At 36.9% G+C, this 24850-nt stretch carries 27 protein-coding genes and 1 riboswitch; of the genes, 4 read left to right on the top strand and 23 right to left on the bottom strand.

Annotated features, from left to right (window positions below; translation table 11 throughout):
• Positions 1-2 precede the first annotated feature (2 nt).
• The 11 genes from sufC to AC1DS7_RS21820 all read right to left on the bottom strand — a co-directional run bounded on the left by sufC (position 3) and on the right by AC1DS7_RS21820 (position 8229).
• Positions 3-788, bottom strand: a complete 786-nt coding sequence (sufC, locus tag AC1DS7_RS21770; RefSeq protein ID WP_002034576.1) for a Fe-S cluster assembly ATPase SufC — start codon at positions 786-788, stop codon at positions 3-5.
• A 237-nt stretch (positions 789-1025) separates the two neighbouring features.
• Positions 1026-1832, bottom strand: coding sequence for a methionine ABC transporter substrate-binding lipoprotein MetQ (gene metQ / locus AC1DS7_RS21775; protein WP_002129752.1), 807 nt, complete (start codon positions 1830-1832; stop codon positions 1026-1028).
• A gap of 71 nt (positions 1833-1903) precedes the next feature.
• The gene (gene metQ, locus AC1DS7_RS21780; RefSeq protein WP_002015935.1) at positions 1904-2716 is read right to left on the bottom strand and encodes a methionine ABC transporter substrate-binding lipoprotein MetQ; all 813 of its coding nucleotides are present in this window, start codon (positions 2714-2716) and stop codon (positions 1904-1906) included.
• 22 nt (positions 2717-2738) lie between these two features.
• Positions 2739-3404 (bottom strand): methionine ABC transporter permease, encoded by a 666-nt coding sequence (locus tag AC1DS7_RS21785; protein WP_002129754.1) that lies wholly within the window; start codon positions 3402-3404, stop codon positions 2739-2741.
• A complete protein-coding gene (locus AC1DS7_RS21790) occupies positions 3397-4422 on the bottom strand; it encodes a methionine ABC transporter ATP-binding protein (RefSeq protein ID WP_002015938.1) in 1026 nt (341 codons plus the stop codon). The genes AC1DS7_RS21785 and AC1DS7_RS21790 overlap by 8 nt, the downstream gene beginning before the upstream one ends.
• Positions 4423-4730: 308 nt before the next feature.
• Positions 4731-4838: riboswitch (SAM riboswitch) on the bottom strand.
• A 125-nt stretch (positions 4839-4963) separates the two neighbouring features.
• Positions 4964-5308, bottom strand: a complete 345-nt coding sequence (locus AC1DS7_RS21795; RefSeq protein WP_002015939.1) for a hypothetical protein — start codon at positions 5306-5308, stop codon at positions 4964-4966.
• A gap of 152 nt (positions 5309-5460) precedes the next feature.
• Positions 5461-5769 carry a thioredoxin family protein gene (locus AC1DS7_RS21800; protein WP_002015940.1) on the bottom strand — a complete coding sequence of 103 codons (309 nt, stop codon included), beginning with the start codon at positions 5767-5769 and terminating at the stop codon, positions 5461-5463.
• Between the two features lie 3 nt (positions 5770-5772).
• Entirely contained in the window at positions 5773-6117 is a 345-nt protein-coding gene (locus tag AC1DS7_RS21805; RefSeq protein WP_000640865.1) for a toprim domain-containing protein, read from the bottom strand.
• A 373-nt stretch (positions 6118-6490) separates the two neighbouring features.
• On the bottom strand, positions 6491-6874 hold the full coding sequence (gcvH, locus tag AC1DS7_RS21810) for a glycine cleavage system protein GcvH (RefSeq protein WP_000026895.1): 384 nt from the start codon (positions 6872-6874) through the stop codon (positions 6491-6493).
• 41 nt (positions 6875-6915) lie between these two features.
• Entirely contained in the window at positions 6916-7281 is a 366-nt protein-coding gene (locus tag AC1DS7_RS21815) for an arsenate reductase family protein (protein ID WP_002129756.1), read from the bottom strand.
• A gap of 420 nt (positions 7282-7701) precedes the next feature.
• A complete protein-coding gene (locus AC1DS7_RS21820) occupies positions 7702-8229 on the bottom strand; it encodes a hypothetical protein (RefSeq protein ID WP_476999206.1) in 528 nt (175 codons plus the stop codon).
• 144 nt (positions 8230-8373) lie between these two features.
• Between AC1DS7_RS21820 and AC1DS7_RS21825 the strand changes: the two genes are divergently transcribed.
• A complete protein-coding gene (locus tag AC1DS7_RS21825) occupies positions 8374-9021 on the top strand; it encodes a phosphatase PAP2 family protein (RefSeq protein ID WP_016102225.1) in 648 nt (215 codons plus the stop codon).
• A gap of 57 nt (positions 9022-9078) precedes the next feature.
• Here the strand turns inward: AC1DS7_RS21825 and AC1DS7_RS21830 are convergent, their stop codons facing one another.
• From AC1DS7_RS21830 to AC1DS7_RS21865, 8 genes are all read right to left on the bottom strand, one after another.
• Positions 9079-10092: a PTS sugar transporter subunit IIC gene (locus AC1DS7_RS21830; RefSeq protein WP_002143642.1), complete on the bottom strand. Its 1014-nt coding sequence runs from the start codon at positions 10090-10092 to the stop codon at positions 9079-9081.
• A gap of 22 nt (positions 10093-10114) precedes the next feature.
• Positions 10115-11065 (bottom strand): L-lactate dehydrogenase, encoded by a 951-nt coding sequence (locus AC1DS7_RS21835; RefSeq protein ID WP_002034621.1) that lies wholly within the window; start codon positions 11063-11065, stop codon positions 10115-10117.
• Between the two features lie 247 nt (positions 11066-11312).
• A complete protein-coding gene (locus AC1DS7_RS21840) occupies positions 11313-11561 on the bottom strand; it encodes a spore coat protein (RefSeq protein ID WP_002034620.1) in 249 nt (82 codons plus the stop codon).
• 13 nt (positions 11562-11574) lie between these two features.
• Entirely contained in the window at positions 11575-11760 is a 186-nt protein-coding gene (locus AC1DS7_RS21845) for a hypothetical protein (protein WP_001180550.1), read from the bottom strand.
• A gap of 239 nt (positions 11761-11999) precedes the next feature.
• The gene (locus AC1DS7_RS21850) at positions 12000-12722 is read right to left on the bottom strand and encodes an MBL fold metallo-hydrolase (protein WP_215588591.1); all 723 of its coding nucleotides are present in this window, start codon (positions 12720-12722) and stop codon (positions 12000-12002) included.
• A 116-nt stretch (positions 12723-12838) separates the two neighbouring features.
• Positions 12839-14623: an acyl-CoA dehydrogenase family protein gene (locus tag AC1DS7_RS21855; protein ID WP_002145035.1), complete on the bottom strand. Its 1785-nt coding sequence runs from the start codon at positions 14621-14623 to the stop codon at positions 12839-12841.
• Positions 14624-15010: 387 nt separating this feature from the next.
• On the bottom strand, positions 15011-16183 hold the full coding sequence (locus tag AC1DS7_RS21860; RefSeq protein ID WP_001206332.1) for an acetyl-CoA C-acetyltransferase: 1173 nt from the start codon (positions 16181-16183) through the stop codon (positions 15011-15013).
• Between the two features lie 21 nt (positions 16184-16204).
• On the bottom strand, positions 16205-18586 hold the full coding sequence (locus AC1DS7_RS21865) for a 3-hydroxyacyl-CoA dehydrogenase/enoyl-CoA hydratase family protein (RefSeq protein WP_061673679.1): 2382 nt from the start codon (positions 18584-18586) through the stop codon (positions 16205-16207).
• 237 nt (positions 18587-18823) lie between these two features.
• Between AC1DS7_RS21865 and AC1DS7_RS21870 the strand changes: the two genes are divergently transcribed.
• Both AC1DS7_RS21870 and AC1DS7_RS21875 read left to right on the top strand, forming a co-directional pair.
• Positions 18824-18970, top strand: coding sequence for a YuzL family protein (locus AC1DS7_RS21870; protein WP_002129775.1), 147 nt, complete (start codon positions 18824-18826; stop codon positions 18968-18970).
• Positions 18971-19067: 97 nt separating this feature from the next.
• On the top strand, positions 19068-19907 hold the full coding sequence (locus AC1DS7_RS21875; RefSeq protein ID WP_002143652.1) for a D-alanyl-D-alanine carboxypeptidase family protein: 840 nt from the start codon (positions 19068-19070) through the stop codon (positions 19905-19907).
• A gap of 22 nt (positions 19908-19929) precedes the next feature.
• Here AC1DS7_RS21875 and AC1DS7_RS21880 read toward each other — a convergent pair whose 3' ends face one another.
• The 4 genes from AC1DS7_RS21880 to AC1DS7_RS21895 all read right to left on the bottom strand — a co-directional run bounded on the left by AC1DS7_RS21880 (position 19930) and on the right by AC1DS7_RS21895 (position 23832).
• Complete coding sequence (locus AC1DS7_RS21880; protein ID WP_002034609.1) at positions 19930-20847, bottom strand: proline dehydrogenase family protein; 918 nt, start codon at positions 20845-20847, stop codon at positions 19930-19932.
• 310 nt (positions 20848-21157) lie between these two features.
• Positions 21158-21403: a YusU family protein gene (locus AC1DS7_RS21885; protein ID WP_001290599.1), complete on the bottom strand. Its 246-nt coding sequence runs from the start codon at positions 21401-21403 to the stop codon at positions 21158-21160.
• A gap of 48 nt (positions 21404-21451) precedes the next feature.
• A complete protein-coding gene (locus tag AC1DS7_RS21890) occupies positions 21452-21754 on the bottom strand; it encodes an MTH1187 family thiamine-binding protein (RefSeq protein WP_001018862.1) in 303 nt (100 codons plus the stop codon).
• Between the two features lie 77 nt (positions 21755-21831).
• Positions 21832-23832 carry a methyl-accepting chemotaxis protein gene (locus tag AC1DS7_RS21895; protein WP_476999207.1) on the bottom strand — a complete coding sequence of 667 codons (2001 nt, stop codon included), beginning with the start codon at positions 23830-23832 and terminating at the stop codon, positions 21832-21834.
• Positions 23833-24040: 208 nt separating this feature from the next.
• Between AC1DS7_RS21895 and AC1DS7_RS21900 the strand changes: the two genes are divergently transcribed.
• On the top strand, positions 24041-24799 hold the full coding sequence (locus AC1DS7_RS21900; RefSeq protein WP_002034606.1) for a TrmB family transcriptional regulator: 759 nt from the start codon (positions 24041-24043) through the stop codon (positions 24797-24799).
• Positions 24800-24850: the final 51 nt, after the last annotated feature.

Raw genomic sequence — 24850 nt, forward strand, 5'->3', positions numbered from 1 at the left:
TCTTACGCTTCTTGCTCTGCTGTTTCGTCTTCAATACCTAATTCTTTTTTAATCCAGTCGTAACCTTCAGCTTCTAGACGTTGTGCAAGCTCAGGGCCACCAGATTTAACGATACGACCGTTCATCATAACGTGAACGAAGTCTGGAGTGATGTAGTTTAATAAACGTTGGTAATGCGTAATCATTAGGCAGCCGAACTCTTCGCCGCGCATTTGGTTAATACCTTTAGATACAACTTTTAATGCATCGATATCAAGACCTGAGTCGATTTCATCTAAGATTGCGATTTTTGGCTCAATCATCATTAATTGAAGAATTTCGTTACGTTTTTTCTCTCCACCAGAGAAACCTTCGTTTAAGTAACGTTGTGCCATTTCTGGATCCATTTCTAGGAATTCCATGTTTTTATCTAAAGTACGGATAAATTTCATAAGAGAAATTTCATCGCCTTCTTCACGACGTGCATTAATTGCAGAACGTAAGAAGTCCGCGTTTGTTACTCCGCTAATTTCACTTGGATATTGCATTGCTAAGAATAGACCTGCTAGCGCACGCTCATCTACTTCCATTTCTAATACATCTTCACCGTCGATGATGATGCTACCTTCTGTTACTTCATACTTTGGGTGACCCATAATCGCAGAAGATAAAGTTGATTTACCTGTTCCGTTAGGTCCCATAATTGCGTGAATTTCTCCACCTTTTACTTCAAGGTTTACACCTTTTAAAATTTCTTTGCCATCGATTGATACGTGTAAGTCTTTAACCGTTAATGTAGAACCAGCCATCTCAATACCTCCATTAATCCTCTATATACATTTTAAAAATTACTAAAACGTTCATATTCTCATTTTATTCTCATTCTAATCTTATATCAAATAAAATGATATCGCAAACACTAAGAAAATGTAACAATTTTTTCACAAATGTATATAAGTATTTCCTTTACATCCTCTTATGATACACCTTTCTTCTTATATATATAAAGAAAAAAGGACTGGATGATTCCCAGTCCTTCCCAGCACCTATTCATTTACTGGAAGTACAGCACCTTTATATTCTTTATTGATAAAGTCTTGAATTTCTTTTGAATGCAATGCGTCTACTAACTCTTTAATTTCTTTTTTCTTCTCGTCACCTTTACGAACTGCGATAATATTTGCATAAGGAGAGTCTGATCCTTCAATTGCAATTGCATCCTTTGTTGGATTTAATTTCGCATCAATTGCATAGTTTGAATTAATAAATAAAGCATCACCTTCATTGTTTTCGTACAGCTTCGGTGAAAGTCCAGGTTCTACATCTGTTTTAAACTTTAAATTTTTCGGATTTTCTACAACATCTTTTACTGTTGCTTTAACAACATCTACACCGTCTTTTAATTTAATAACGCCGCCTTTTTGTAACAATGCGAGCATACGGCCACGCTCCGCTACGTTATTACTCATAATAACTGTTCCGCCATCTGGAAGTTCTTTTAAGCTTTTATATTTCTTAGAATAAATGCCCATTGGCTCTAAATGAATTTTTCCTGCATTTACAATTTTGTATCCTTTTTCTTGAATCTCTTTATCTAAATAAGGGATATGTTGAAAATAATTTGCATCGATTTCTTTATCAGCTAATGCCTTATTTGGTAAAACATAATCCTGGAATTTTTTTATCTCTAACTTAATGCCCTTTTTCTCTAATATTGGCTGTGCCTTTTCTAAAATAACAGCGTGCGGTATATTAGAAGCGCCAACGACAAGCTTATTCTCATCTTTCCCCCCGCAAGCAGCTAATGTAAATACAGACAGTGCTGTAACAACTGACAATAGAATCTTTTTCATATGATGTCCCCTTCTCCCCTATAGTTATGTAGTAAAAAAAGGACCGGCATACACCAGCCCTTTTTCCACAATTATTCTTTTACAGGAACAACTGCCCCTTTATATTCTTTAGTAATAAAGTCTTCAATTTCTTTAGAATGCAGTACTTCTATAAGAGCTTTAATCTCTTTTTTATCTTTATCGCCTTTACGAACAGCTACTACGTTTGCGTATGGAGAATCATTTCCTTCAATTGCAATCGCGTCTTTTTCTGGGTTTAATTTCGCATCAATTGCATAGTTAGAATTAATTAGAACCGCATCGCCTTCTTTATTGTTATACACTTGTGGCAATAAACCAGGCTCGATATCTGTTTTGAACTTTAAGTTTTTCGGATTATCCGCAATATCTTTTGGAGTTGCTTTAACTGGCTCTACTCCGTCTTTAATTTTTAAAATGCCTTCTTTTTGTAAAATTGCTAAACCACGACCATGATCAGTAACAGAATTACTCATAATAATTGTCGCCCCGTTTGGAAGTTCTTTTAAGCTCTTATATTTTTGAGAATACACACCAATCGGTTCTAAATGAATTTTTCCTGCTATTTCAAAATCATATTTCTTATCTTTAATCTCTTTTTCTAAATACGGAATGTGCTGGAAGTAGTTTGCATCTAATTCCTTATCCGCTAACGATTTATTTGGTAATACGTAGTCTTGGAATTTTTTAATTTCTAACTCAATTCCTTTTTTCTCAAGTAACGGTTTTGCCTTTTCTAAAATTTCAGCGTGCGGTACGTTAGAAGCACCAACAACAAGTTTCTTTTCATCTTTATCTTTCCCGCCACAAGCAGCTAACCCAAAAATTGAAGTTGAAATAAGTGCTGTAAGTAATAATTTTTTCATTTGAAATATCCCCCTGTTTTCATTATCTTTTATCTATTCGAGTCGTTAAACTATCACCAATCCACTGAATTAAAAATACAACGAGTAATACACAAATTGTCGCAACGATTGTTACATCGTTATTTCCACGCTGGAATCCCTCTAAGTAAGCAAGTGTTCCAAGACCACCAGCACCAACAACACCTGCCATTGCTGTATAGCCTACTAAAGCAATAGTCGTAACCGTAATACCAGATACTAACGCTGGTAACGATTCTGGAATTAACACCTTCAAAATAATTGTGCTTGTTTTTGCTCCCATCGCTTTTGAAGCTTCAATTACACCTTTATCAATCTCACGAAGCGCGATTTCAACCATTCTCGCGTAAAATGGTGCCGCTCCAATAATTAAAGCTGGCAGCGCTGCACTCGCTCCGAGTATTGTTCCAAGAAGAATCTTTGTGAACGGGATTAATAAAATAATTAAAATGATGAACGGTATAGAACGGAAAATGTTTACGAACGCTCCAATCACCGTATTAATCGCTTTATTTTCCCATAAATTATCTTTCGCTGTCATAAAGAGTAATAGTCCTAAAATAAGTCCTAAAACAAATGTGGCAAGTGCTGCGATTGCCGTCATATATAACGTTTCACCAGTTGCTTCTAACATTTGATTCCAATCAATATTTGCGATTAACTTATCCATGTGCAATCACCTCCAGCTCTACTTGATCTTGATGAATCCCTTCTATTGCTTGCTGGATCGCTGTTTCTTCACCATTTAAATGAACGACTAAACTTCCGTAAGATCCGTTATTCGTTTGCGCGATATTTCCTTGCAAAATGCTAACTTCTATATCACCGCGCTGCATTAACCTTTGAAGTACCGGTCTTTCTACCGCTTCACCGACAAACTGCAAACGAATTACTTTTCCATCTGGATACTTTTCTATTAAACTTTCAATCGTTTCATTCGTATCTTCAGAATCAGTTAACTGCTGTACAAATCGTTTTGTAATGTCTTGCTGTGGATTACGGAATACGTCAAGTACTGGACCCGTTTCTACGATCTTCCCTTTCTCCATTACAGCAACTCGATTACAAATTTTGCGAATAACGTGCATCTCATGCGTAATCAATACAATTGTTAAGCCGAGACGCTTATTAATATCTAACAATAAATCTAAAATTTGATCTGTCGTTTCCGGATCAAGAGCTGACGTTGCTTCATCACATAAAAGTACTTGTGGATTATTTGCTAACGCTCTTGCAATCCCGACGCGCTGCTTTTGTCCACCACTTAGCTGAGATGGGTACGCGTCTCCTCTTCCTTCTAATCCAACAAGATGAATTAACTCATCGACACGTTTTCTTCTCTCCGCCTTATCGACACCTGCAATTTCAAGTGGGAATGCGATATTTTCACGCACAGTTCGTGACCAAAGTAAGTTGAAATGCTGAAAAATCATTCCGATTTCTTGTCTTGCCTTACGAAGTTCATTTCCAGTAATCGCTGAAATCACACGATTCGCAATTGTAATTTGGCCAGAAGTTGGTTTCTCTAACTGATTAAACAATCTGATTAACGAACTTTTCCCAGCGCCACTATATCCAATAACACCAAATATTTCACCCTTATCTACTTTTAAGTTGGCGTTATCTACAGCAGTGACATCACCGCTTTTTGCCTTATATATTTTCTTTACATTTTCTAATAAGATCATGATGTTCACCCCTTTTTTAAATAAAAAGCGCAAGCGGCTCGTTTAGAATGTGAAGTGGATGGAGCTTCTGACGTAGAGGCGCTTTTTGCCTCATAGGAAGAAGCGAAGCCATCGAACATTCTAGCCGCTGGAGCTGGATTTCATAAAACTTTGGATAGACTCCGCATTTTTTTATTTTTCATGCGTGTAGTCCATCGTTATAGCTCCTCTTATTATTTGAATGTCCTCCGCATTCAAACAACAAAAAACCTTTCCGCTTCTAGAGAAGCAGAAAGGTTTATATGCGTATATAACAACATTATCCCTCTCTCTCATCTCTCAAAGCATTTGCTTTGCAGGAATTGGCACCATTTCAACATAAGTTGACGGTTGCCGGGCTTCACAGGGCACAGTCCCTCCACCTCTCTTAATAAGAGAAATCAGATTAAATTTTCGTCTGATTTAAAATTTATGAAATTGTCTATATTTTATGAATTGAATTGTATCAATATCCACACGCTCTGTCAACAGAAATTTTCGTAAAAAAAGAAACTTCAGAATTTTAAGCTCCGACTGACATCGGTTTACATATATGAAACATCGATTCAACTAATAACATCGTTCGATACGTTCCAGAATATTGTACCCGTCCATCACTCATTAACTTTTGCAACCTCATATTTCCAGTCACTAATTTTTGTACATCCTCTTCCTCTAAACAAACGATTTGTTCCGTTCCTCTCGCCTCTTTCAAAAGTTCTATATAATCTCTTGAAATTTGTAACGAACAGCATTCATCTCCAAAACGAAAATTAACAGTTCTTTCTCCTTGCCTTAAAAGCGGTTCTAAATGATATTGACCATTAGCGTAATTTACAAATGATTGAAGCAAAGAATATAATTTCATCCTAAACCACATCCCTCATATCACTTTCTATTACATACCATTCCCTCTTATTAAAGGGCAATCCTGTTATTTTCGCTCGACAAATACTGTATCTATCACGCATGTCGACATATTTCCCAAGAAATATGTCGAGGCGGCAAAAACTTTGCCGCCTACTTTAATTCCGTATATAAATATTCAACCGAATGAAATGCATATATTTTCTTCATCAGTGTCCCATTTTCAAAAATAAGTAAACACGGTACACTTTCTATCCCATACTCTTTCGCTAAATGCGGGGCATAATTTAAATCTAACATTCCAATTTTCAAATCTTCAATCGTCATCTCAACGACCGTTAACATCTTCTTTGCCAATTGGCATGTTCCACACATTGGTGTATACACATATAACACTGTTTTTTCTTCATTTCCTATTAGGGCTGTAGCTTCGGCACCTGTCCAATCAATCACTTCTATCATTCCTTACCGTAAATATTCTGTATAAACGTCAATGTCTGCTCCCCATAATACATTTGCTAAATGTGAAGAAGGTGCAGTCGCCACCTCGCGATACGAGCGATCAATATAAATATGCTCTGCTTGCGGAAATTCTTTTCGGAATTGTTTCCTTAACTTTTCTCCTGCATCATCAGCATCCACTAGCACATATACGTCCTTATCAAAAAATTGATCAATGAGCTCATCCATTTTCGACAAACCAATTGTACCATTTGTACAAACAATTTCCACTGGTTCACGAATAATAGATTCAATCTTTCTTCTATCCGATTTACCTTCTACAATAATGACTTTTTCCACATAAATCATATGTCATCACCCGATCACCATATACTATACAACCTTTAACTTAGTATATAGTATATTCGTTATTTTCATGTTGTTTCCTGTTTATTTTTGCAAAAGAAAAGCGCAAGCGGCTCGTTCAGATTGTGAGGGGGATGGAGCTTCTGACGTAGAGGCGCCTTTTGCCTCACAGGAAGACGCGAAGCCACCGAACAATCTAGCCCGCTGGAGCTAGACAATGAAAACCGCAAGCGGCTCGCTCAGCATGAAGCCTCCATGAAAAAAGTTTTTCAAAAACGTTCTCCTACATAATAATTAATATATATGTTTTTAAATTCATTATGTACACAACATAAAAAAGGACAGCACAAAGGCTGTCCTTTTTCTTCGACTATAATTAGTCTTGGTTTGTCATTTCTGCATATTTTTCTGCAGTTAATAACTTCTCAACTTGGCTTGCATCAGAAAGTTCAACTTTAACCATCCATGCACCCTCGTATGGAGATTCGTTAACTAGTTCTGGTTGGTCACTTAATTCTTCGTTTACTGCTACAACTTTACCACTTACAGGTGCGTATAACTCAGAAACTGTTTTAACAGATTCTACACTTCCGAATGGCTCGTCAGCTTGGATTGTTGCACCTACTTCAGGAAGTTCAACGAATACGATATCGCCTAACTCACCTTGCGCAAAATGAGTAATACCGATAACAACCGCATTACCTTCTGTTTTTACCCATTCGTGTTCTTCAGAGTAACGTAAATTATTTGGAATGCTCATGACTGTACCTCCAGTGAATGTATTAATTATGTAAAAATACCTTATTGGTACTTTTTCCACACACTTTCAAACTGCTCTTCGTTAAAACCAAGTGTTACACTCGTTCCATCTGTTACAATTGGACGTTTAATTAACATGCCATCAGATGCTAAAAGCTCATACATTTCGTCTTCGCTTGCATCCTTTAACTTATCTTTTAAACCAAGTTCGCGGTAACGCATTCCACTTGTATTAAAGAATTTTTTTAATGGTAATTCACTTTTCTCATGTAAATTACGTAAATCTTCTTTTGACGGTGGATTTTCAACAATATGAATCATCTCATATGCTACATCGTTTGCCTCAAACCATTTCTTTGCTTTTTGACATGTGCCACATTTTGGATATGAATAAAATGTTACTGTCATAAATTCACCTACTTTTTTACTAACCTTTACCTTTATCATATAGAAAACATTTTATTATTTCAAACGATTATTCGCTAAACTTTTACTTATTTCGTGATAATTTTTAATAATCCTGCTAATTTTTCTTATTTTTCCGCCATTTATTAAGAAAAAATAAATATATAATTTTTTTAAAATTTTTTCTCATCCCACGCCGAACATATATCTTAAACAAACGTTTGATTAATTTCATATTTTTCTACCTCAACCTTTGGAATACGTAGATTCTTTTATACCGAACATATACCTTAAACAAACGTTTGATTAATTTCATGTTTTTCTACCCCAACCTTTGGAATACATGAATTCTTCCATACCGAACATACCTCTTAAACAAACGTTTATTTAAAAATAAAAAGAGCCCTTTTACAGGCTCCTTCATCATCGACTTAAATAGTCCGAAATTGTTTGAAATACTATGATATACATATTATGAATACTTTGATCGGAAACAGTATCATTATATAACCCCATACCCCAATACTGTCCTTCAGGGCTTCCCATGTTTACAAACCCTTGCGTATACATCATCGCTCTATCTCTTGGCGCATTGTCATAATCTAAATCTTTTTCAGTAAAAATCAAATATGGTCTATCCTTTAAACCGATAAAAAACACTGGTTTCTTTAATGATAAAAATAAGTCCGTATACTGTTCCTTTGATGCTTCTTGAAAATATTCTTTCATGACGAGAAAACCATCAACCTTTGCTGATTTCTCGTGCATCTCCTCTAACTTAACGTTTTCAAACTTTATATTTCTAAACGTATCTTTCGGCTTTTCACCAACAACTCCAATTACGAGTGCTCTCCCGTTGTATTCTAATTTCTCTCCTTCTTTATCCTTTGCACACCCAGTACTCACTAGGCATAACAATATAAAAACTAAGAAATAAAATGAACGCTTCATATAGCACCCTCCCCCTCTTTTTAGTCAAGTGACAAAAATGTAAGGTGAATTCAAGAAAATGTAAGTAAAATCGATAGCCCAATTGGATTTTCTATATTATAATCAATTGAATTTATTTACATTACTAAAACATAGGAGATTATCATGAAGAAATTTAAACTTTCATCTCTTCTTCCGTTAAGTTATATACTTCTACTCGTACTCGTAAGTCCCCTTTACGATGTATTAAATAAATCTACTGTTCACGCAGTAGATGTAACAACTGTAGTAGATGATTGGATTCCATTTGTGAAAGCATTTATTATTCCTTACTTACTTTGGTTTCCATACTTATACGGTGCACTTATTTATTACTGTTTTGCTGATCGAAAGCAATATTATGTCACTTTAAGTAGTGTAATTCTTGGAAAACTTGCTTGTTTTTCGATTTATTTTTTTTGGCAGACAACTGTACCACGCCCAACCGTCGTTGGAACAGACGTATTTTCCGAACTAGTCCGCTATATTTATAGTATTGATCATCCAGTAAACTGTTTCCCAAGCATTCATGTCCTTACGACATTTGTAATTATGTTAGCTGCCTTTAAGCGCAAGGAACAGCATACTTTGGAATATTACATCCTTACTTTCTTCGGTACGCTTATTATTTTATCAACATTATTTACGAAGCAGCATGCATTTGTAGACGCCATTTCTGGAATGACGCTCGCAAGCGTACTATACTTCGGTGTCCAGCTCTTATTAGCAAAAGAAACAGTAACAGTTCCAGTAAAACAAAATCATAAAATGTAAAAAAGCAGACTGTGTCTTCTCAGTCTGCTTTTATCTATTATTAAGGAGATTTTCAAATTAAGATTGCGGTACAGTCATATCACCAGAATGAATACGACCTGCTTTTTTAAGAGCAATGTACAGTATATAAGAAACAGCTACTGGAATGATGATATAAGTGATTACCATCGCTGGGACAACTTCCCACCCTTGGCTGGAAATTAAATTAATTGGTGCGATAAGAGAGCTTAATCCAAGACCTGCAATTTCTTTTCCTGCTTCCAGTTGGAAAATTAATGCTGATACTGGACCCACTATAGCACTGGCGACGACAGTTGGGATGAGAATCATTGGATTTTTAGTAATGTTCGGCAACTGTACTTTTGGAGTACAAAGTGCCTGAGCTAATATGCCACCTAAATTATTCTCTTTCGCTGAAATAACAGAGAATCCGATAAACTGAGCAACACATCCTGCAAGTGCTGCACCGCCTGCAACGCCGTCTAAGCTAAGTGCTATCGCTAACGCAGCTGATGAAGCTGGAGAGATAAGTAACAATCCCCAAACTACAGCAATCACGATAGAAGCGATAAACGGGCTACCAGCTGAACTATCTTTAATGAATGCTCCAACTGTATTTAAAACTGGGCTAATATTTTGAGCTAACCAAATACCGACTAAACCAGAACCTAATATTGCTGCAAATGGAACGAGCATCATATCTAAAGCAGTTTTTCCACTTAATCGTTTACCAATATAAACTGCTAAAGTCGCTGTTAATAATGCACCGATTGGTTCACCTGTTTTAATGATGAGACCAGCTTCAGTAATTGAAATTGAACCAGCTCCAATTGCTCCAGCTACCATCGCTGAGAAAATTACGAGTCCGTTTGCACCGAGCATAAAGGCAATCCCGGCTCCAATTGCTGGTGCCATAAGTGATTTTGCAACAACTCCGATTGTAATAAGTAATGGTATATCAACAATTCTTCCTATATTTTCGATCAGTAAACCAATTCCAAGGGATACGAAAATACCCTGTGCGATTCCGGCAGAAGCTTTAAACACACGAGACATTATATATTCCTTCATTTGTTTCACCTTCTCCTATAATTTAGTAACCAATTGTTTTCATATAATCGCGTAAAACATCGTTTGATTTTGCAAAGCGACTTTCTTCATCTTCTGATAAGTTTAGTTCTACCACTTCTCTTACACCGTCTCTAGTAATAATTGCTGGTACTCCTGTACAAATATCATATTCGCCATATTCACCATCTAAAATAGCTGAAACAGCGATAACACGGTGATCATCATTGAAAATTGAGCGAGCAATATAAGCTAAAGAATTTCCGATTCCGTAATAAGTAGTTCCTTTGCGCTTATAAATTTCCCATCCAGCTTTTGCAGTCTTCTCAACAATTTCATCTAAATCTATTTCACCAAATTGGTCTTTTTTCTCTTCTAAAATTTGTAAAATCGGTTTTCCACCAACAGTTACGTGAGACCAAGCAACCATTTGAGAATCACCATGTTCTCCTAATGAATACCCATGAATACTACGAGGGTCTACATGTAACATTTCAGATAAAATTGTTCTTAAGCGAGAAGAATCTAGTGATGTACCTGTACCAATCACACGATTTCTAGGTAATCCAGATAGCTTCCACACTTGATATGTAATAATGTCAACTGGGTTCGATGCGAGTAAGAAAATGCCATCAAATCCACTTTCCATTACGCCGCCAACAACACCCTCCATAATCTTAGCGCTTGCTCCTAAAGTGTCTAAACGACTTTGTCCAGGCTTCGGCGCTGGTCCTGCTGTAATAATGACAATGTCCATATCTTTGCAGTCTTCATAACTTCCTGCATATACTTTTGTTCTTGTATTTGTAAAGTTAATGCAATGTGATAAGTCCATCGCTTCTCCAACTGCACGTTCATGATTTATATCAATTAACAATAGCTCTTCGCAAATCCCTTGGTTTACAATGGAATACGCACAGCTTGATCCAACTAATCCAGTACCGATAATTGCAATTTTTCTTGTGTTTCTATTCATAGCAATCTCTCCTAATTGATCATGTAGTCTATTTCTTTCGTTCTTTACACCCCTAATTATAGAGGTTCTCACGATAGAAACCATGGATACTTTGTGAAATATTGAGCAAAGTTTTTGTCCTTTTTGTGAATTGTTATATTTAATTTTCGTCATATTTGTTACAACTGAAAAAATATTTATTATGTATTTATTGACATATACCAAACAAAAAAACGAGCGAATCCATTCGCTCGTTTTTTTCATCACACTATTCCGCACTTAATTGACTTTTCAATTGCTGCACAATCATTGGATTAGCAGGTGCTGCCGGCTTATAATAACTTTTTTGCTTTGCATATTCATACATATTACGTTGACGGGATTCATCTTGATTACGAATTTGAATTAACGTTTGATGTAACTGTTCATTATCAGACTGAGAAATATAATTTGCATAACTTGTTAAACTTGAATTTAACCCTGCTAAATAATCATTTACCATATCTTTTTCATTCATTTCTCTTTTCCCCCTATCCTAAAAAAGTCATTAATTGCTGTTTCGTATTTCGTGCATCTTGTGCATCCTTTTGTAGCATTTGCTTTAGCTGTGGATCTGTACAAGCCTGTGCATACTGGTCCAATTTGTTAATAATCGTCGCATGACCACCAATTAAATGACGTAAGTTTTCAACTTCAAGCTCTGTTAAGTTTTGCATAAAATACTCCTACCTTTCTTTGTTCATTCACCATTTATTATTTGATTCTTTTTAAATCATATTCATAAAAAAAAGACATCTAGAAATACCACTAGAATGTCTTATAAACACTCAAAAAAATTATGATCCGAATCCAAGCCAAGACCCTTTCGTATTTATGTTTTTCAACTTCGTATTAGCGATATATACATTTCTAAAGCCTACAAAATAATATCATCTAGCAAAAAAGAGCCTCAAAATTATTTGAGGCTCTTTCTCATTAAATTCCTTTCCGCTTCTTCAATCGCTTTCTGCATTTGCACTAACGGATCTTTAATCATCTTCCCATGCCCCGTCGCCAATATAGACGGCTTATACTCCAGCAATTTCTGAGCGCTTGTTAATGAAACTTCTGCATCCCAAGTACCAAACATAGGAAACGGAAAAAGCCACTTCAATTGCCCCGCTACCGCTATCCCGCCCCTCGTTTGAAATGCATCTCCAACAATTAGTGCATCGTTCCTCGTATCTAAAAACGCCATTGAACCTGGTGTATGACCTGGAGTCTCAATCGCTAAAAGAGAACCAATCTGATCACCCTCTTGAAGAAGAATATCTGGAATCGTCTTTATCTTTTTGGACACACCCACTTTTATCGGTGTGTTTCGTTCTCCATTTTGCAGTGCCATATCTCCTTCAAGTAAATGAGCATCTCTTTTAGAAATATAAACCGTAACATCCGGCAGCTCTTGTTTTATCGCATCAAGTGCTCCTATATGGTCATCATGCGCATGTGTAATAACGATATTCGTAATCGGTTTCCCTATTTTTCGAGCCGCTTCTAAAATCTTCTTTGCACAAAATGGTAAAGCAGCATCAATTAAAGTTAATCCTGTTTCTTCTTCGACAAAGTAACAGTTAATTGGAAAGAGACGCGGTAAAAATGCGAGCTGATGAACTGTTCCTACTCTTATTAACTTCATCTCCTTTACCTCCATTAAAAAAATCCGTTTACAAATACATATGTAAAACAGCCCTTCTCAAGAATCCATCGATAAAAAAACCAGCAGCCAACAGGCCACTGGTTCTCTCTTATCTATTAAACTGTATAACGCTCATCTTCTAAAATTTTCGCAGCAATTTCACGTTTCTTCGGAATTACATTAAGTGGTGTGTGGCGAGTTAATTTGCGTAATGATGATAACATCATGCGCAGCATGTCGCCATTTTCAACTGCGATAAGTGTTTCTTTCGCATCTGCTTCGATTTCGTTGAATGCTTCTTGGCAGAATACTTCAGTGTATAACACTTTTTGTTTATTCTTTTCAAGACCAGTTGTTTTAATTGCTTTTTCTGTACGAAGAAGAGCTGATTCCATTGCGTAAAGATTGCTTACGATGTCAGCGATATTCACAAGAATTTCTTGCTCTTTATCTAATGCTTTACCGTATTTTTGAGCAGCTAATCCAGCTACCATTAAGCCGATTTTCTTCGCGTTCTTTACTAAATATTTTTGAAGTGCTAATGGCTCATCGCCTACTTCTTCTGGCATCATCATCATTAACTCTTCTTGTAATTTTTGTGCTTTTTGTAGTAATGGTAATTCACCTTTCATCGCTTTACGTAAGAACGTACCTGGTACGATTAGGCGGTTAATTTCGTTCGTGCCTTCGAAAATACGGTTAATACGAGAATCGCGGTACATTCTTTCAATCTCGTACTCTGCCATAAATCCGTAACCACCGTGAATTTGAACACCTTCATCTACTGTATAATCTAACACTTCAGAACCGAATACTTTATTTAAAGAGCACTCGATTGCATATTCAGCGATAGAAGCTGCTACTGCTTTACCGTCCTTTACTTCTTCTTCAGATAATGTGCTCATGCGGCTTTCGAATAAACCTACTGTACGATATACAGAGCTTTCAGCTGCATATGTTTTCGCTGCCATATTCGCAAGTTTCTCTTGAATTAATGGGAAGCGAGCGATTGGTTGTTTGAATTGTTGACGTTGATTTGCATATTGTGCTGAAATTTCTACTGCACGTTTCGCAGATCCAACTGTACCAACACCTAATTTATAACGACCGATATTTAAAATGTTGAACGCGATAATATGACCTTTACCGATTTCACCAAGTAAGTTTTCTTTCGGTACTAATGCATCTTCTAAAATTAACGTACGAGTTGAAGAACATTTAATACCCATTTTCTTTTCTTCTGGGCTTGTAGATACGCCAGCATATTCTTTCTCTACGATAAATGCTGAGAAGTGCTCTCCATCAATTTTTGCGTATACGATAAATACGTCAGCGAATGCAGAGTTTGTAATCCATTGTTTTTCACCATTTAATACGTAATGTGTACCTTCTGCATTTAAACGTGCAGTTGTTTTCGCACCTAATGCGTCAGATCCTGAACCTGGCTCAGTTAATGCGTATGCCGCTAATTTTTCACCAGTTGCAAGTAGTGGTAAATATTTTTTCTTTTGCTCTTCGTTACCGAATAATACGATTGGTAAAGATCCGATACCAACGTGAGCACCGTGAGTGATTGCAAAACCACCAGCGCGCGAGAATTTCTCTGCGATTAACGCTGAGCTTACTTTATCAAGACCAATTCCGCCGTACTCTTCTGGTACGTCAGCACCTAGTAAACCAAGTTCACCAGCTTCTTTTAAAAGACGAACAGAACGATCAAACTCGTGTTGCTCTAAATATTCAAGCTCTGGAAGAACTTCATTTACGATAAAGTCCTCTGTCGTTTTTGCAATCATTTTATGCTCAGATGAAAAATCTTCTGGCGTAAACACTTGATCAATTGTAATTTCCTCTACTAAAAAGCTACCGCCTTTAACCGCATTTCCTACTGTTTTTTCCATGAAAATTTCCTCCTTCATATTTTCATAAGCCGCTTCTCTCATTTTGAAAGAAGCTGGCTCTCAATTTTATTTTTTATAAACCTTTGTTGCTTCCATTCTTTGCTTTAGCGCCCTCTTGTTCTGAGCAAGCCACTTCCACTTTTTTTATAATCCAGTTCCAGTGGCTAGAACAGTCGGTCGTTTCACCCCTTCCTGTGAGGCAAACAGCGCCTCTTCGTCAGGGCTTCCAACGCCCTCCTGTTCTGAGCAAGCCACTTCCACTTTTTTTATAATCCAGTTCCAGCGGCTAGAATGTTCGATGGCTTCGCTTCTTCCTACGAGGCAAACAGCGCCTCTTCGTCTGAAGCTCCATCCCCCTCACATTCTGAGCGAGCCGCTTCCACTTTTTTATAGTAATTCAAACACTCCCGCTGCTCCCATTCCGCCGCCGATACACATTGTTACGATACCGAATTGTTGGTTGCGACGTTTCATTTCGTGAATAAGAGATAGTGTTAGTTTTGCTCCTGTACAGCCAAGTGGATGTCCAAGTGCGATTGCACCGCCGTTTACGTTTACTTTTTCTTCATCTAGACCAAGTTCACGAATAACTTGGATAGATTGAGAAGCGAATGCTTCATTTAGTTCAAATAGACCGATATCAGATAGCTCTAAACCAGCTAATTTTAACGCTTTCGGAATTGCAGCAATTGGGCCGATTCCCATTACTTCTGGTGGTACTCCAGCTACTGCGAATGAACGGAATTTTGCAAGTGGCTTCATGCCATCGCTCACTGCTTTTTCACGATCCATTAATAGTACAGATGCTGCACCGTCACTCATTTGTGAAGAGTTACCAGCCGTTACAGAACCGCGAACGTTAAATGCTGGACGTAATTTACCTAAAATGTCTAGCGTCGTCTCTGCTCTTACACCTTCGTCTTGTGCGAAAATGATTGTTTCTTCTTGCAGTTTGTTGTTTGATCCAACCGAGCGTAACGTCACATCTACAGATACTGTTTCATCCGCAAAGTTCCCTGCAGCTAATGCTTTCGCAGCACGTTGATGACTTCTTACTGCAAATGCATCTTGTTCTTCACGAGAAATTCCATATTTCACAGCAACTTGCTCTGCTGTATGTCCCATACCCATATAATATTCTGGAGCAGCTTCTACAAGGCGACTGTTCGGACGAACAACGTGCCCCATCATTGGAACTAAACTCATTGATTCCGCTCCGCCTGATAATACAGCTTCAGAGTGACCAAGCATAATGCGCTCTGCTCCGTAAGCGATACTTTGTAAACCTGAAGAACAGTAACGGTTAATTGTAATAGCTGGAACATCGTAAGAAAGTCCTGCTAGCCCGCCGATATTACGAGCCATATTTAAACCTTGCTCTGCTTCTGGCATCGCACAACCGAAAATTAAATCATCAATTGGTCCTTCATAATTCGCACGCTTTAACGTTTCTTTTACTACTAACGCCCCTAGATCGTCAGGACGAACTGTTTTTAATGAACCCCTCTTTGCTTTTCCAATTGGTGTTCTTGCTCCCGCAACAATGACAGCTTCTCTCATGAACGATATCTCCCCTCGTTATTAGTTACGTAATGGTTTTCCTTTTACAAGCATGTGCTGCATTCTTGCTTGTGATTTCATCTCACTTACTAAGCTAATAAATGCTTCACGTTCTACATCTAATAAATACTGCTCATCAACTTCTGTTCCGTACGGTACTTTTCCGCCCGCAATGACATATGCCAGTTTCTTCGCAATGTGCAGATCATGTTCAGAAATGTAACCTGATAAATGCATTGCCTCTGCACCAAGTACAAGCGCTGCATATCCTGTCTCACCAACAACTGGTATCTTTTTGCGGATAGGTGCTTTATAACCTGCTTCATATAAAGAAAGTGCTTTTTGTTTCGCATCATATAGTAAGTGATCACCATTCACACTAATACCGTCTTTATCGCCTAAGAAGTTGTTCGATACAGCTTCTTGTGCTGATGTAGAAACTTTCGCCATCGCTACAGATTCGAATACTTTATTCGCAACTTTTTGTAAGTCAAATTCTACACCGTTTGCCATTTTGTTTAAGTGTTTAATGTATAACTCTTTGTTACCGCCTCCGCCAGGGATTAAGCCAACACCTACTTCTACTAAGCCCATATATGTTTCGCTAGAAGCTTGAATGCTCGCTGCTGGTAAACAAACTTCTGTACCGCCGCCAAGCGTCATACCATATGGCGCCGCTACAACTGGCTTAGAAGAGTACTTAATTTTCGTCATTGCATCTTGGAAGTTTTTCACAACCCACTCAATTTCAAAGTAGTTGTCGTCTTGTGCTTCCATTAAGATCATTGCAAGGTTCGCACCAACGCAGAAGTTCTTCGATTGGTTTCCGATAACAAGACCTTTATAATTTTTCTCTACTTCATCAACAGCGTAGTTAATCATTTGCGTAATATCCATACCGATTGCATTGCTCTTCGAATGGAATTCTAAGCAAAGGATACCATCGCCTAAATCGATTAAGCTCGCTCCGCTATTTTTCTTTAATACGCCATTTTTCGCTTTTAATTGTTTAAGAGAAATTGCCTTTTTATTACGTTCGATTAGCTTATATTCGCCATTATCGTAATAGTAGCTATCTCCGTTATCGTGTTTGTAGAAAGTAGTGAAACCTTTCTCTACCATTTCTTTCACCCAAGTCGGAACAACTACGCCGTTTTCTTCCATCTTTTGAACGGACTTTTCAACGCCGATTGCATCCCAAACTTCAAATGGCCCTTGCTCCCAGCCGAAGCCCCACTTCATCGCTTGGTCAATTGCAACGATATCGTCAGCAATTTCTTTATGAAGTTTTGCAGAGTATAAAAGAGTTGGTGTGATGATGTTCCATAACAACTCTCCTGCGCGGTCTTTCGCGTATACAAGCGCTTTCAATTTATTCGATAAACCTTTTTCTTGTTTACTTAACTCGATAGATGCAGCTTTTAATTTCTTGCGAGCTTCGTATTCCATCGTTTCAGGATTTAGTTCTAAAATTTCTTTTCCTTGTTTTAAGAAGAAGCCTTGACCTGTTTTGCTTCCAAGCCATTTTTTATCAAGCATGTCATGCATGAAAGCAGGTACTTTAAATACATCACGCTCTTCTTCTTGTACATTTTCATATACGTTATTTGCAACGTGTACAAATGTATCTAAACCAACAACATCTAATGTACGGAACGTTGCGCTCTTCGGACGACCAATTAATGGACCTGTTACAGAGTCAACTTCTCCAATGCTATAGCCACGCTTAATCATTTCTTGAAGCGTTACAAGCAATCCATACGTACCGATGCGGTTTCCAATAAAGTTTGGTGTGTCTTTTGCGATAACAACGCCTTTTCCAAGAACGTCTTCGCCAAATAGTTTCATGAAGCTTAATACTTGTGGATCAGTTTCTTTCGTCGGTATTACCTCTAGAAGTTTTAAATATCGTGGTGGGTTAAAAAAGTGTGTTCCTAAGAAGTGTTTCTGGAAGTCGTCTGAACGACCCTCTGCCATTTTTTCAACGGAAATGCCTGATGTATTTGAGCTCACAATTGAGCCTGGTTTACGAACAGCATCTACTTTTTCAAATAGTTTCTTCTTTATATCTAAGTTTTCAACTACTACTTCAATAATCCAATCTACATCAGCTAGACGCTCAAGATCATCTTCTAAGTTACCTGCTTCAATCAGTGCTAAATTTCCTTTCACTGTCAGAGGAGCTGGTTTTTGCTTTAATAGTTTTTGCACAGCCGTATTACTAAAACGATTTCTCACACTTTTATGTTCTAATGTAAGTCCCTTCGCCTCTTCTTCTTTCGTAAGCGCAGGTGGTACAATATCAAGCAATAATGTCGGAATACCAATATTAGCTAAGTGTGCCGCAATCCCTGAACCCATTACGCCTGAACCTAGAACAGCAGCCTTTTTAATTTGGAACATCCATTTCTCCCCCTATTCTTGAATGAATGCTCATTCAATTTTTCGACATAAGTCGCAATCAATGAGTGAGCCTCTACTAATAAATATATGATACAGTTTGAATTTTCGCAATATATTTATTGATAAAATTTTCTGAAATAAATATATTTCTTTCATTTGACTATGCTATACATGTGTATTTTCTTCATCAAAATGCACTTTTCCTTTTTATAATCTGACGAAACTGGAGGAATATATATGGCAAAACTTAAGAAGAACCCTTCAAAAGCTGGAATTAGCGCAGCAAGTGTAACTGGAAATGCAGGTCCGCATAATCACAGTGTTGAAAAAGGGCGTCAAAGTAATAACCAACAATATAAGAAGCATAATATGGGCGAAAAATAACGGTATATTTTTGGGCAGAGAACGTGGCATAATGATTAATGGCTGCTTTTTCTGCCCAATTTATTTGTACATATGGAAAACAAAAGAGGGAACGACGATGAAACGAACAATAATTATGATTGTAATGATTGCCACACTATTTACAGGGATGATTTTCTTCTCTTATGCACAAAGGCAACAAGTTGTAAGAGCAGATCAGCCTAACATTACTGGGCAATACGGGATTACAATCGATGCAGACACAGGTGAAATTTTGTATGGAAAACGGGAAGATGAACGCTCTTATCCGGCTAGTATAGGGAAAATGATGACTACCTTACTCTTACTAGAAAATGTGAAAGAAGATGAAGAAATTACGGTTACAGAGAATGCGATTAAAACGGAAAGTCAAAGTAAGAAGATTAAGCTTCGCGCGGGTGAAAAATTAAAACGTGATGAGGCATTAAAACTTATGCTTATTATTAGTGCAGACCCAATCGCTGAGTCAATTGCAGAACATATCGCAGGATCAAAAAATGAGTTTGTGAAAATGATGAACGCTAGGGCGAAGGAACTTGGGACAAAACATGCGACTTTCAAAAACGCAAGCGGTGCTGATGCACTTGGAAATAAAGTATCACCATATGACATTGCTATTATTACGAAAGAAGCCTTGAAGTATCCGATCGTTTTAGAATATATGAATTCAATACATACAACACTACATACTTCAGAGCGTTCTCCGAAAATCGCAAACTATGGACGGGAAGAACTATATGATGATTCATATGCGATTGGAAGTAAAAGCGGTTTATCAGCACTCGGAAAATACACAGTCGTAACAGTTGATGAAAAAGACGGTAAACGCGTCATTAACGTCGTGTTATCTTCTACTCGTACGCAGCTATATCCTGATACGAAGAAAATGGCGCACTACGCATTTCAGCAATTAAAATAACCAAGGAGTATTTTCTCCTTGGTTATTTTTTGATCATACCTTTTAATACGAACGCAACGTTTGCTGGACGTTCTGCTAGACGGCGCATGAAATAGCCATACCAGTCGTTTCCATAAGGCACGTAAACGCGCATTTTGTAACCTTCTTTTACTAGCTCAAGTTGACGCTCTGTACGAATACCAAATAACATTTGGAATTCAAATTGATCCCTTGGAATGTTGTGTTCTTCCGCAAGTTTTTTCGTATATTCAATAATCGCTTCGTCATGTGAAGCAATTGCAGTGTAATTTCCATTTAATAAGTGCATTTTAATAATTTTTTTATAATTGTCATCTACATCTTTCTTATCCGGGAACGCTACCTCTTCAGGTTCTTTATAAGCTCCTTTTACAAGACGTAAATTAGGACTATAAGCATTTAATTCTTCCATATCTTTTTCTGTACGATATAAGTAAGCTTGAATAACTGTACCAATATTATCGTATTCAGATTTTAATTGTTTAAAGATATCAATTGTTTTTCCGCAGCGCGTATAGTCTTCCATATCAATTGTAATAAACACACCGTTTTCTTTTCCAGCTTCTAAAATACGGCGCATATTGTTCATTACGATTTCATCAGAGATATCTAATCCCATAGAAGTCATCTTTAAAGAAAGCTGCGAATTAAGACCTTCTCTTCCAATTGCACGAATCGCTTCAATCGATTCGCTAGCCATTTCATTTGCTTCCGCTTCGTTATCAACGAATTCACCTAAATAATCGATCGTTACACAAAGACCTTGCTTATTTAATGCTTTAATTGCAGCTGTCGCTAATTCAATCGTTTCCCCTGCGACGAAGCGACCTGCACCAAAGCGTAAACCGTACTTTTTAGCCAGTTTTGTTAGCGCTTTATTTTTAGATAAGAAAAGAAACGAATTTCGCATTAATTGTTCCATGTAATTCACCCCTACGACTATAATTTATCTGTTTTTTACCCCTCTTCGAAATTATATCACTGTTTAAAATTATTTGATACAAATAATTATTTAGATAATTTATAAAATACTATCAAAACATTTAAAACTCTATATTCTCGTTTGTAAATATGAAGAAACTATTTTTCGACATTCAGAAAAAACGGGTTTACTAGGGAAAAAATGAGCATGCCGAAAATATTCGACATGCTCACAAAACCATTTATATTTCCTGTAAATTATATAAGGATATTAATAACAAAAACTTGAGGTAACATTATCTCAAGCCTTCTTACTTCTCATTTCGCTTCTCATCATTCAGCTTTTTAATATTCGTAATTAACTGTACCATCTCTTCTTTTGCATCTGGATACGTCTCATTCCAATGTTTCACTAAAGCTGGCATCGTCTTAGCCATATAAGAATAAAGTGCCCATTTCTGTACCTGCTCTTTTCGCTCTTCGTTGCTCTCTCCAAGTAATAGTTCCGTGTATTTCTCTAGCAAGCCATCAAACTGCTCATTAAACTTTTCACTCATCTTATTTTCCTCCTATATGAAAAAAGCAGCGAAGATCGCTGCTTTTTCTTATAATTTTGATCGAACAGAGTTTAATTTCTTCTCCATCGTACTTACTTTATCACGGCGATCATCGATACGAATTGTTGTCGCAACGCGCTGTGCACCTTTCGTGTATGGAACTTCATGCATTTGTTGAATGACTTCTAAAATGACAGGAAGATCTCCTTCAATTACTGTATTCATCGGTGTTAATTGATACTTCACGCGATCAGCATTTTTCTCTAGTACCTTTTGTACTTCTGCTACATATTCACTAACACTTGGATTACCTGTTCCTACTGGAATAATCGATACATCAACAATTGCCATAATAATCTTCCTCCTATTACTGCTTCTTATATATCCATTGTCTATTTTACCGAAATTCTCATCATTTTACTAATACGTTACTCTTCTACTTTAAACTGCTCAACCAATCTTTCTAAGTCCTGCATATTCTCTGTCAAACTTTCCATCGTATGAGCTACTTTTTCTAAATGATTCACTTGTGACTCAGTTGCTGCATTTACCTCTTCAGAAACAGCCGCACTCTCTTGACTCGTGCTAGCAATTGTTTGCATAACTTCTGTAATTTCTTCTTGCTCGTGACCTATATTATTTACCTCTTCTACAATTTTTTCAACTGAGGCACTAATAGTATTTACAACTGACATAATTGTGCGGAATTCTGTCTCCGCCTCTGTCGTAACTTTATTTTGTATATCCGCAATGTCTTTCAATTTACTTACAACTTCTACAACTCGCTTTACTTCTAACTGCACATCGCTAATCATTATTGTAATCTCACCCGTTGCCTCTTTTGATTGTTCAGCTAATTTCCGAACCTCTTCCGCAACAACAGCAAAGCCCTTACCTTGCTCACCTGCACGTGCTGCTTCAATTGAAGCGTTTAAAGCCAGTAAATTCGTTTGATCCGAAAGACCTTTTATAAGTTCTACCACATTTTGAATCGATCCAACCCTTTGCTCTAACTTACCGGACGCTTCTTCCGTATGAACAACGATAGAAGATGATTGTTCTCTTGTACGAACTAAATTACGCATCGTATTGAGTCCCTGCTTAGACGCTTCTTCCGCCTTACCAGTCACTCCCTTTATTTCACCAACGGAACTATTCATTTCTCCCATCGACTGCGCCATATTTTCAAGTTGCGCTGAAACCTCCTCTACACTATTAGCAAGAGTAGACGCGCCTCCGCTCACATCATCCATAGCACCTGAAACTTCTCTACTAGCTGCTACAGTTTCATTCGTTAAATAATGCAGATTGTGAGTCGATTTCTGTACTGTCGATACACTATTTTTAATTTTACTTACCATTTCATTCATTTGCTCAACCATATGATTAAAATGATTTGTCAGTTCTCCGACTTCATCCTTACTTGTCACTTTCATTTGCAACGTTAAGTCACCTTCTGCTACTTTTTGAACGTGATTTGTTAATAGTTGCAATGGTCTTGCTAATCTTCTTGAGAATACATATGAAGCTAATATTCCAATCAATAAACTTATACATGCCATTATAATAACTGTATTTCTCGTACTACTTAACAATCCATCAATCGTTTGTTTCGGATAAAAGATTCCTATCTTCCATTTCATCGCTTCAAATGACTGACTATAAACAACTACATCTTCACCTTTTAATGTAGTGACAGCATATTTTGTTACCTCTTTATTTAAACTCTTCATAAGTGGCTCTTTAGAAACATCTTTCCCTACTTTTTCTGGATAAACAAGAGCCATATTTTTATCATTTATAATAAACATTTCTCCGTCATTATTGTATTGAATATTGTGAAGCAATTTCTGAATTGTTCCGAGCGATACATCCATCGCAACAACGCCTAATACAGATCCATCTTGAGCTGTAATTGCTTTAGAAACCCCTACACTTAACTTTCCTGTCGCAATTTCATAAGAAGGTTGTCCCCAATGAACCCTTTTCACATCAGCCTCTGAATCTTTATACCACGTTCTTGTCGTTGGATCATATCCTTCTGGCACTTGCCCACCTTCAGCAAGATTGGCACTTAATGTTTTTTTATCTTTCGTACCAATATATAAATCTAAAATACCGGGATGATTCTTTTTATACTCTGCAAACTCTTTCGTTAAAAACGCTTCCTCTTCTGGAGTAACCCCATCTTGAATCATATTACGAATCATCTCACTGTTCGCGTAATACCCCATATCTTCATCAGTTCTTTGAACAAATGTCGTAAGTTGCTCTGTCACAAGGTCCATCGTATTTTGAGAATACTGGTCTAAGGAACGCACTTCCTTTTCTTTCTGTAATTGATACATAGCTGTACCTAATATTACGAACATCATAGAAATAAGTACCGAAAATACTACTGCAATTTTTAAACGTAAACTTCTCAACATATTCCCTCAAGCATCCCCTTCTCGGTAAAATTTAATCGTATTAATCACTATATTAAGTATAATAGATAAATTAGAAAGCTCAATCCATATAGTTTAAAAAATTGAAATTTATTCTCATTTCAATCAACTTACTTGTTATCTCAACACTTGTGTAAAAACAAATAGTTCATTATCCTTAACATATAATCTCATTCGTTCGGAGGGAACTATGCTACAAAAATTCGGTTTCTCACAATATGAAAGCCAAGCTTATGAAGTTGTCGTATCAAGCAATGACCCATTAGATGCAACAACTATCGTTAAACATTCAGGTGTTCCAAAAGCAAAAATATACGAAGTGTTAGCACGACTCATTGATAAAGGGATGGTAATGGATTCTGTTTCTGAAAAGAAAAAATTGTATACAGCATTACCACTCAAGCTAGCAATTGAAAAGTTAACGACAGAATTCCAATCTAATATTAAAGAACTTGAAAATAATATTTCTAAAAAATCATTTACAGATGACCGCGTTTGGAGTTTAAAAATGCAGTCTTCTATTAAAGTACAAAGTAGGCAACTTATAGAAGATGCGAAAGAATCCATACGCATCTCCGCATGGAACGATACCCTTTTAGAATATCTTCCTTTACTAGAACAAAAAGAAAAACAAGGCGTCCAAGTCGAGTCCCTCATAGTTGGAAAAGTGGAAACTGACTTAGAAAACATGCATTTTTTAATCCCAGCTCAAGAACCTAACGCATTAGAGCGTTATTTACTACTCATCGTTGACGATAGTGAAATTTTATTTGCTGGTGTAGAGCAAGAATCATGGCAAGCGATGAAAACAATGTCACAACCTTTCGTGAAGTTCTTTACGGAGTTCTTCTATCATGACGTTGCACTTGCGAAGATTACAGAGAAGCACCATGATCTCTTTATGCAGGATGAGGAAATTAAGGAATTGTTGATGAAGTTGAGATATTAACAAATCCCAAAATCGATTCTACCATTTGAATAGATAATATAATTTTTCATA

The sequence above is a fragment of the Bacillus sp. P4_E1 genome, from assembly GCF_056401715.1.

Coding starts and splice junctions, on each gene's coding strand:
- sufC (WP_002034576.1), bottom strand. CDS start 788: ATGGCTGGTTCTACATTAACGGTTAAAGACTTACACGTATCAATCGAT.
- metQ (WP_002129752.1), bottom strand. CDS start 1,832: ATGAAAAAGATTCTATTGTCAGTTGTTACAGCACTGTCTGTATTTACA.
- metQ (WP_002015935.1), bottom strand. CDS start 2,716: ATGAAAAAATTATTACTTACAGCACTTATTTCAACTTCAATTTTTGGG.
- AC1DS7_RS21785 (WP_002129754.1), bottom strand. CDS start 3,404: ATGGATAAGTTAATCGCAAATATTGATTGGAATCAAATGTTAGAAGCA.
- AC1DS7_RS21790 (WP_002015938.1), bottom strand. CDS start 4,422: ATGATCTTATTAGAAAATGTAAAGAAAATATATAAGGCAAAAAGCGGT.
- AC1DS7_RS21795 (WP_002015939.1), bottom strand. CDS start 5,308: ATGAAATTATATTCTTTGCTTCAATCATTTGTAAATTACGCTAATGGT.
- AC1DS7_RS21800 (WP_002015940.1), bottom strand. CDS start 5,769: ATGATAGAAGTGATTGATTGGACAGGTGCCGAAGCTACAGCCCTAATA.
- AC1DS7_RS21805 (WP_000640865.1), bottom strand. CDS start 6,117: ATGATTTATGTGGAAAAAGTCATTATTGTAGAAGGTAAATCGGATAGA.
- gcvH (WP_000026895.1), bottom strand. CDS start 6,874: ATGAGCATTCCAAATAATTTACGTTACTCTGAAGAACACGAATGGGTA.
- AC1DS7_RS21815 (WP_002129756.1), bottom strand. CDS start 7,281: ATGACAGTAACATTTTATTCATATCCAAAATGTGGCACATGTCAAAAA.
- AC1DS7_RS21820 (WP_476999206.1), bottom strand. CDS start 8,229: ATGAAGCGTTCATTTTATTTCTTAGTTTTTATATTGTTATGCCTAGTG.
- AC1DS7_RS21825 (WP_016102225.1), top strand. CDS start 8,374: ATGAAGAAATTTAAACTTTCATCTCTTCTTCCGTTAAGTTATATACTT.
- AC1DS7_RS21830 (WP_002143642.1), bottom strand. CDS start 10,092: ATGAAGGAATATATAATGTCTCGTGTGTTTAAAGCTTCTGCCGGAATC.
- AC1DS7_RS21835 (WP_002034621.1), bottom strand. CDS start 11,065: ATGAATAGAAACACAAGAAAAATTGCAATTATCGGTACTGGATTAGTT.
- AC1DS7_RS21840 (WP_002034620.1), bottom strand. CDS start 11,561: ATGAATGAAAAAGATATGGTAAATGATTATTTAGCAGGGTTAAATTCA.
- AC1DS7_RS21845 (WP_001180550.1), bottom strand. CDS start 11,760: ATGCAAAACTTAACAGAGCTTGAAGTTGAAAACTTACGTCATTTAATT.
- AC1DS7_RS21850 (WP_215588591.1), bottom strand. CDS start 12,722: ATGAAGTTAATAAGAGTAGGAACAGTTCATCAGCTCGCATTTTTACCG.
- AC1DS7_RS21855 (WP_002145035.1), bottom strand. CDS start 14,623: ATGGAAAAAACAGTAGGAAATGCGGTTAAAGGCGGTAGCTTTTTAGTA.
- AC1DS7_RS21860 (WP_001206332.1), bottom strand. CDS start 16,183: ATGAGAGAAGCTGTCATTGTTGCGGGAGCAAGAACACCAATTGGAAAA.
- AC1DS7_RS21865 (WP_061673679.1), bottom strand. CDS start 18,586: ATGTTCCAAATTAAAAAGGCTGCTGTTCTAGGTTCAGGCGTAATGGGT.
- AC1DS7_RS21870 (WP_002129775.1), top strand. CDS start 18,824: ATGGCAAAACTTAAGAAGAACCCTTCAAAAGCTGGAATTAGCGCAGCA.
- AC1DS7_RS21875 (WP_002143652.1), top strand. CDS start 19,068: ATGAAACGAACAATAATTATGATTGTAATGATTGCCACACTATTTACA.
- AC1DS7_RS21880 (WP_002034609.1), bottom strand. CDS start 20,847: ATGGAACAATTAATGCGAAATTCGTTTCTTTTCTTATCTAAAAATAAA.
- AC1DS7_RS21885 (WP_001290599.1), bottom strand. CDS start 21,403: ATGAGTGAAAAGTTTAATGAGCAGTTTGATGGCTTGCTAGAGAAATAC.
- AC1DS7_RS21890 (WP_001018862.1), bottom strand. CDS start 21,754: ATGGCAATTGTTGATGTATCGATTATTCCAGTAGGAACAGGTAATCCA.
- AC1DS7_RS21895 (WP_476999207.1), bottom strand. CDS start 23,832: ATGTTGAGAAGTTTACGTTTAAAAATTGCAGTAGTATTTTCGGTACTT.
- AC1DS7_RS21900 (WP_002034606.1), top strand. CDS start 24,041: ATGCTACAAAAATTCGGTTTCTCACAATATGAAAGCCAAGCTTATGAA.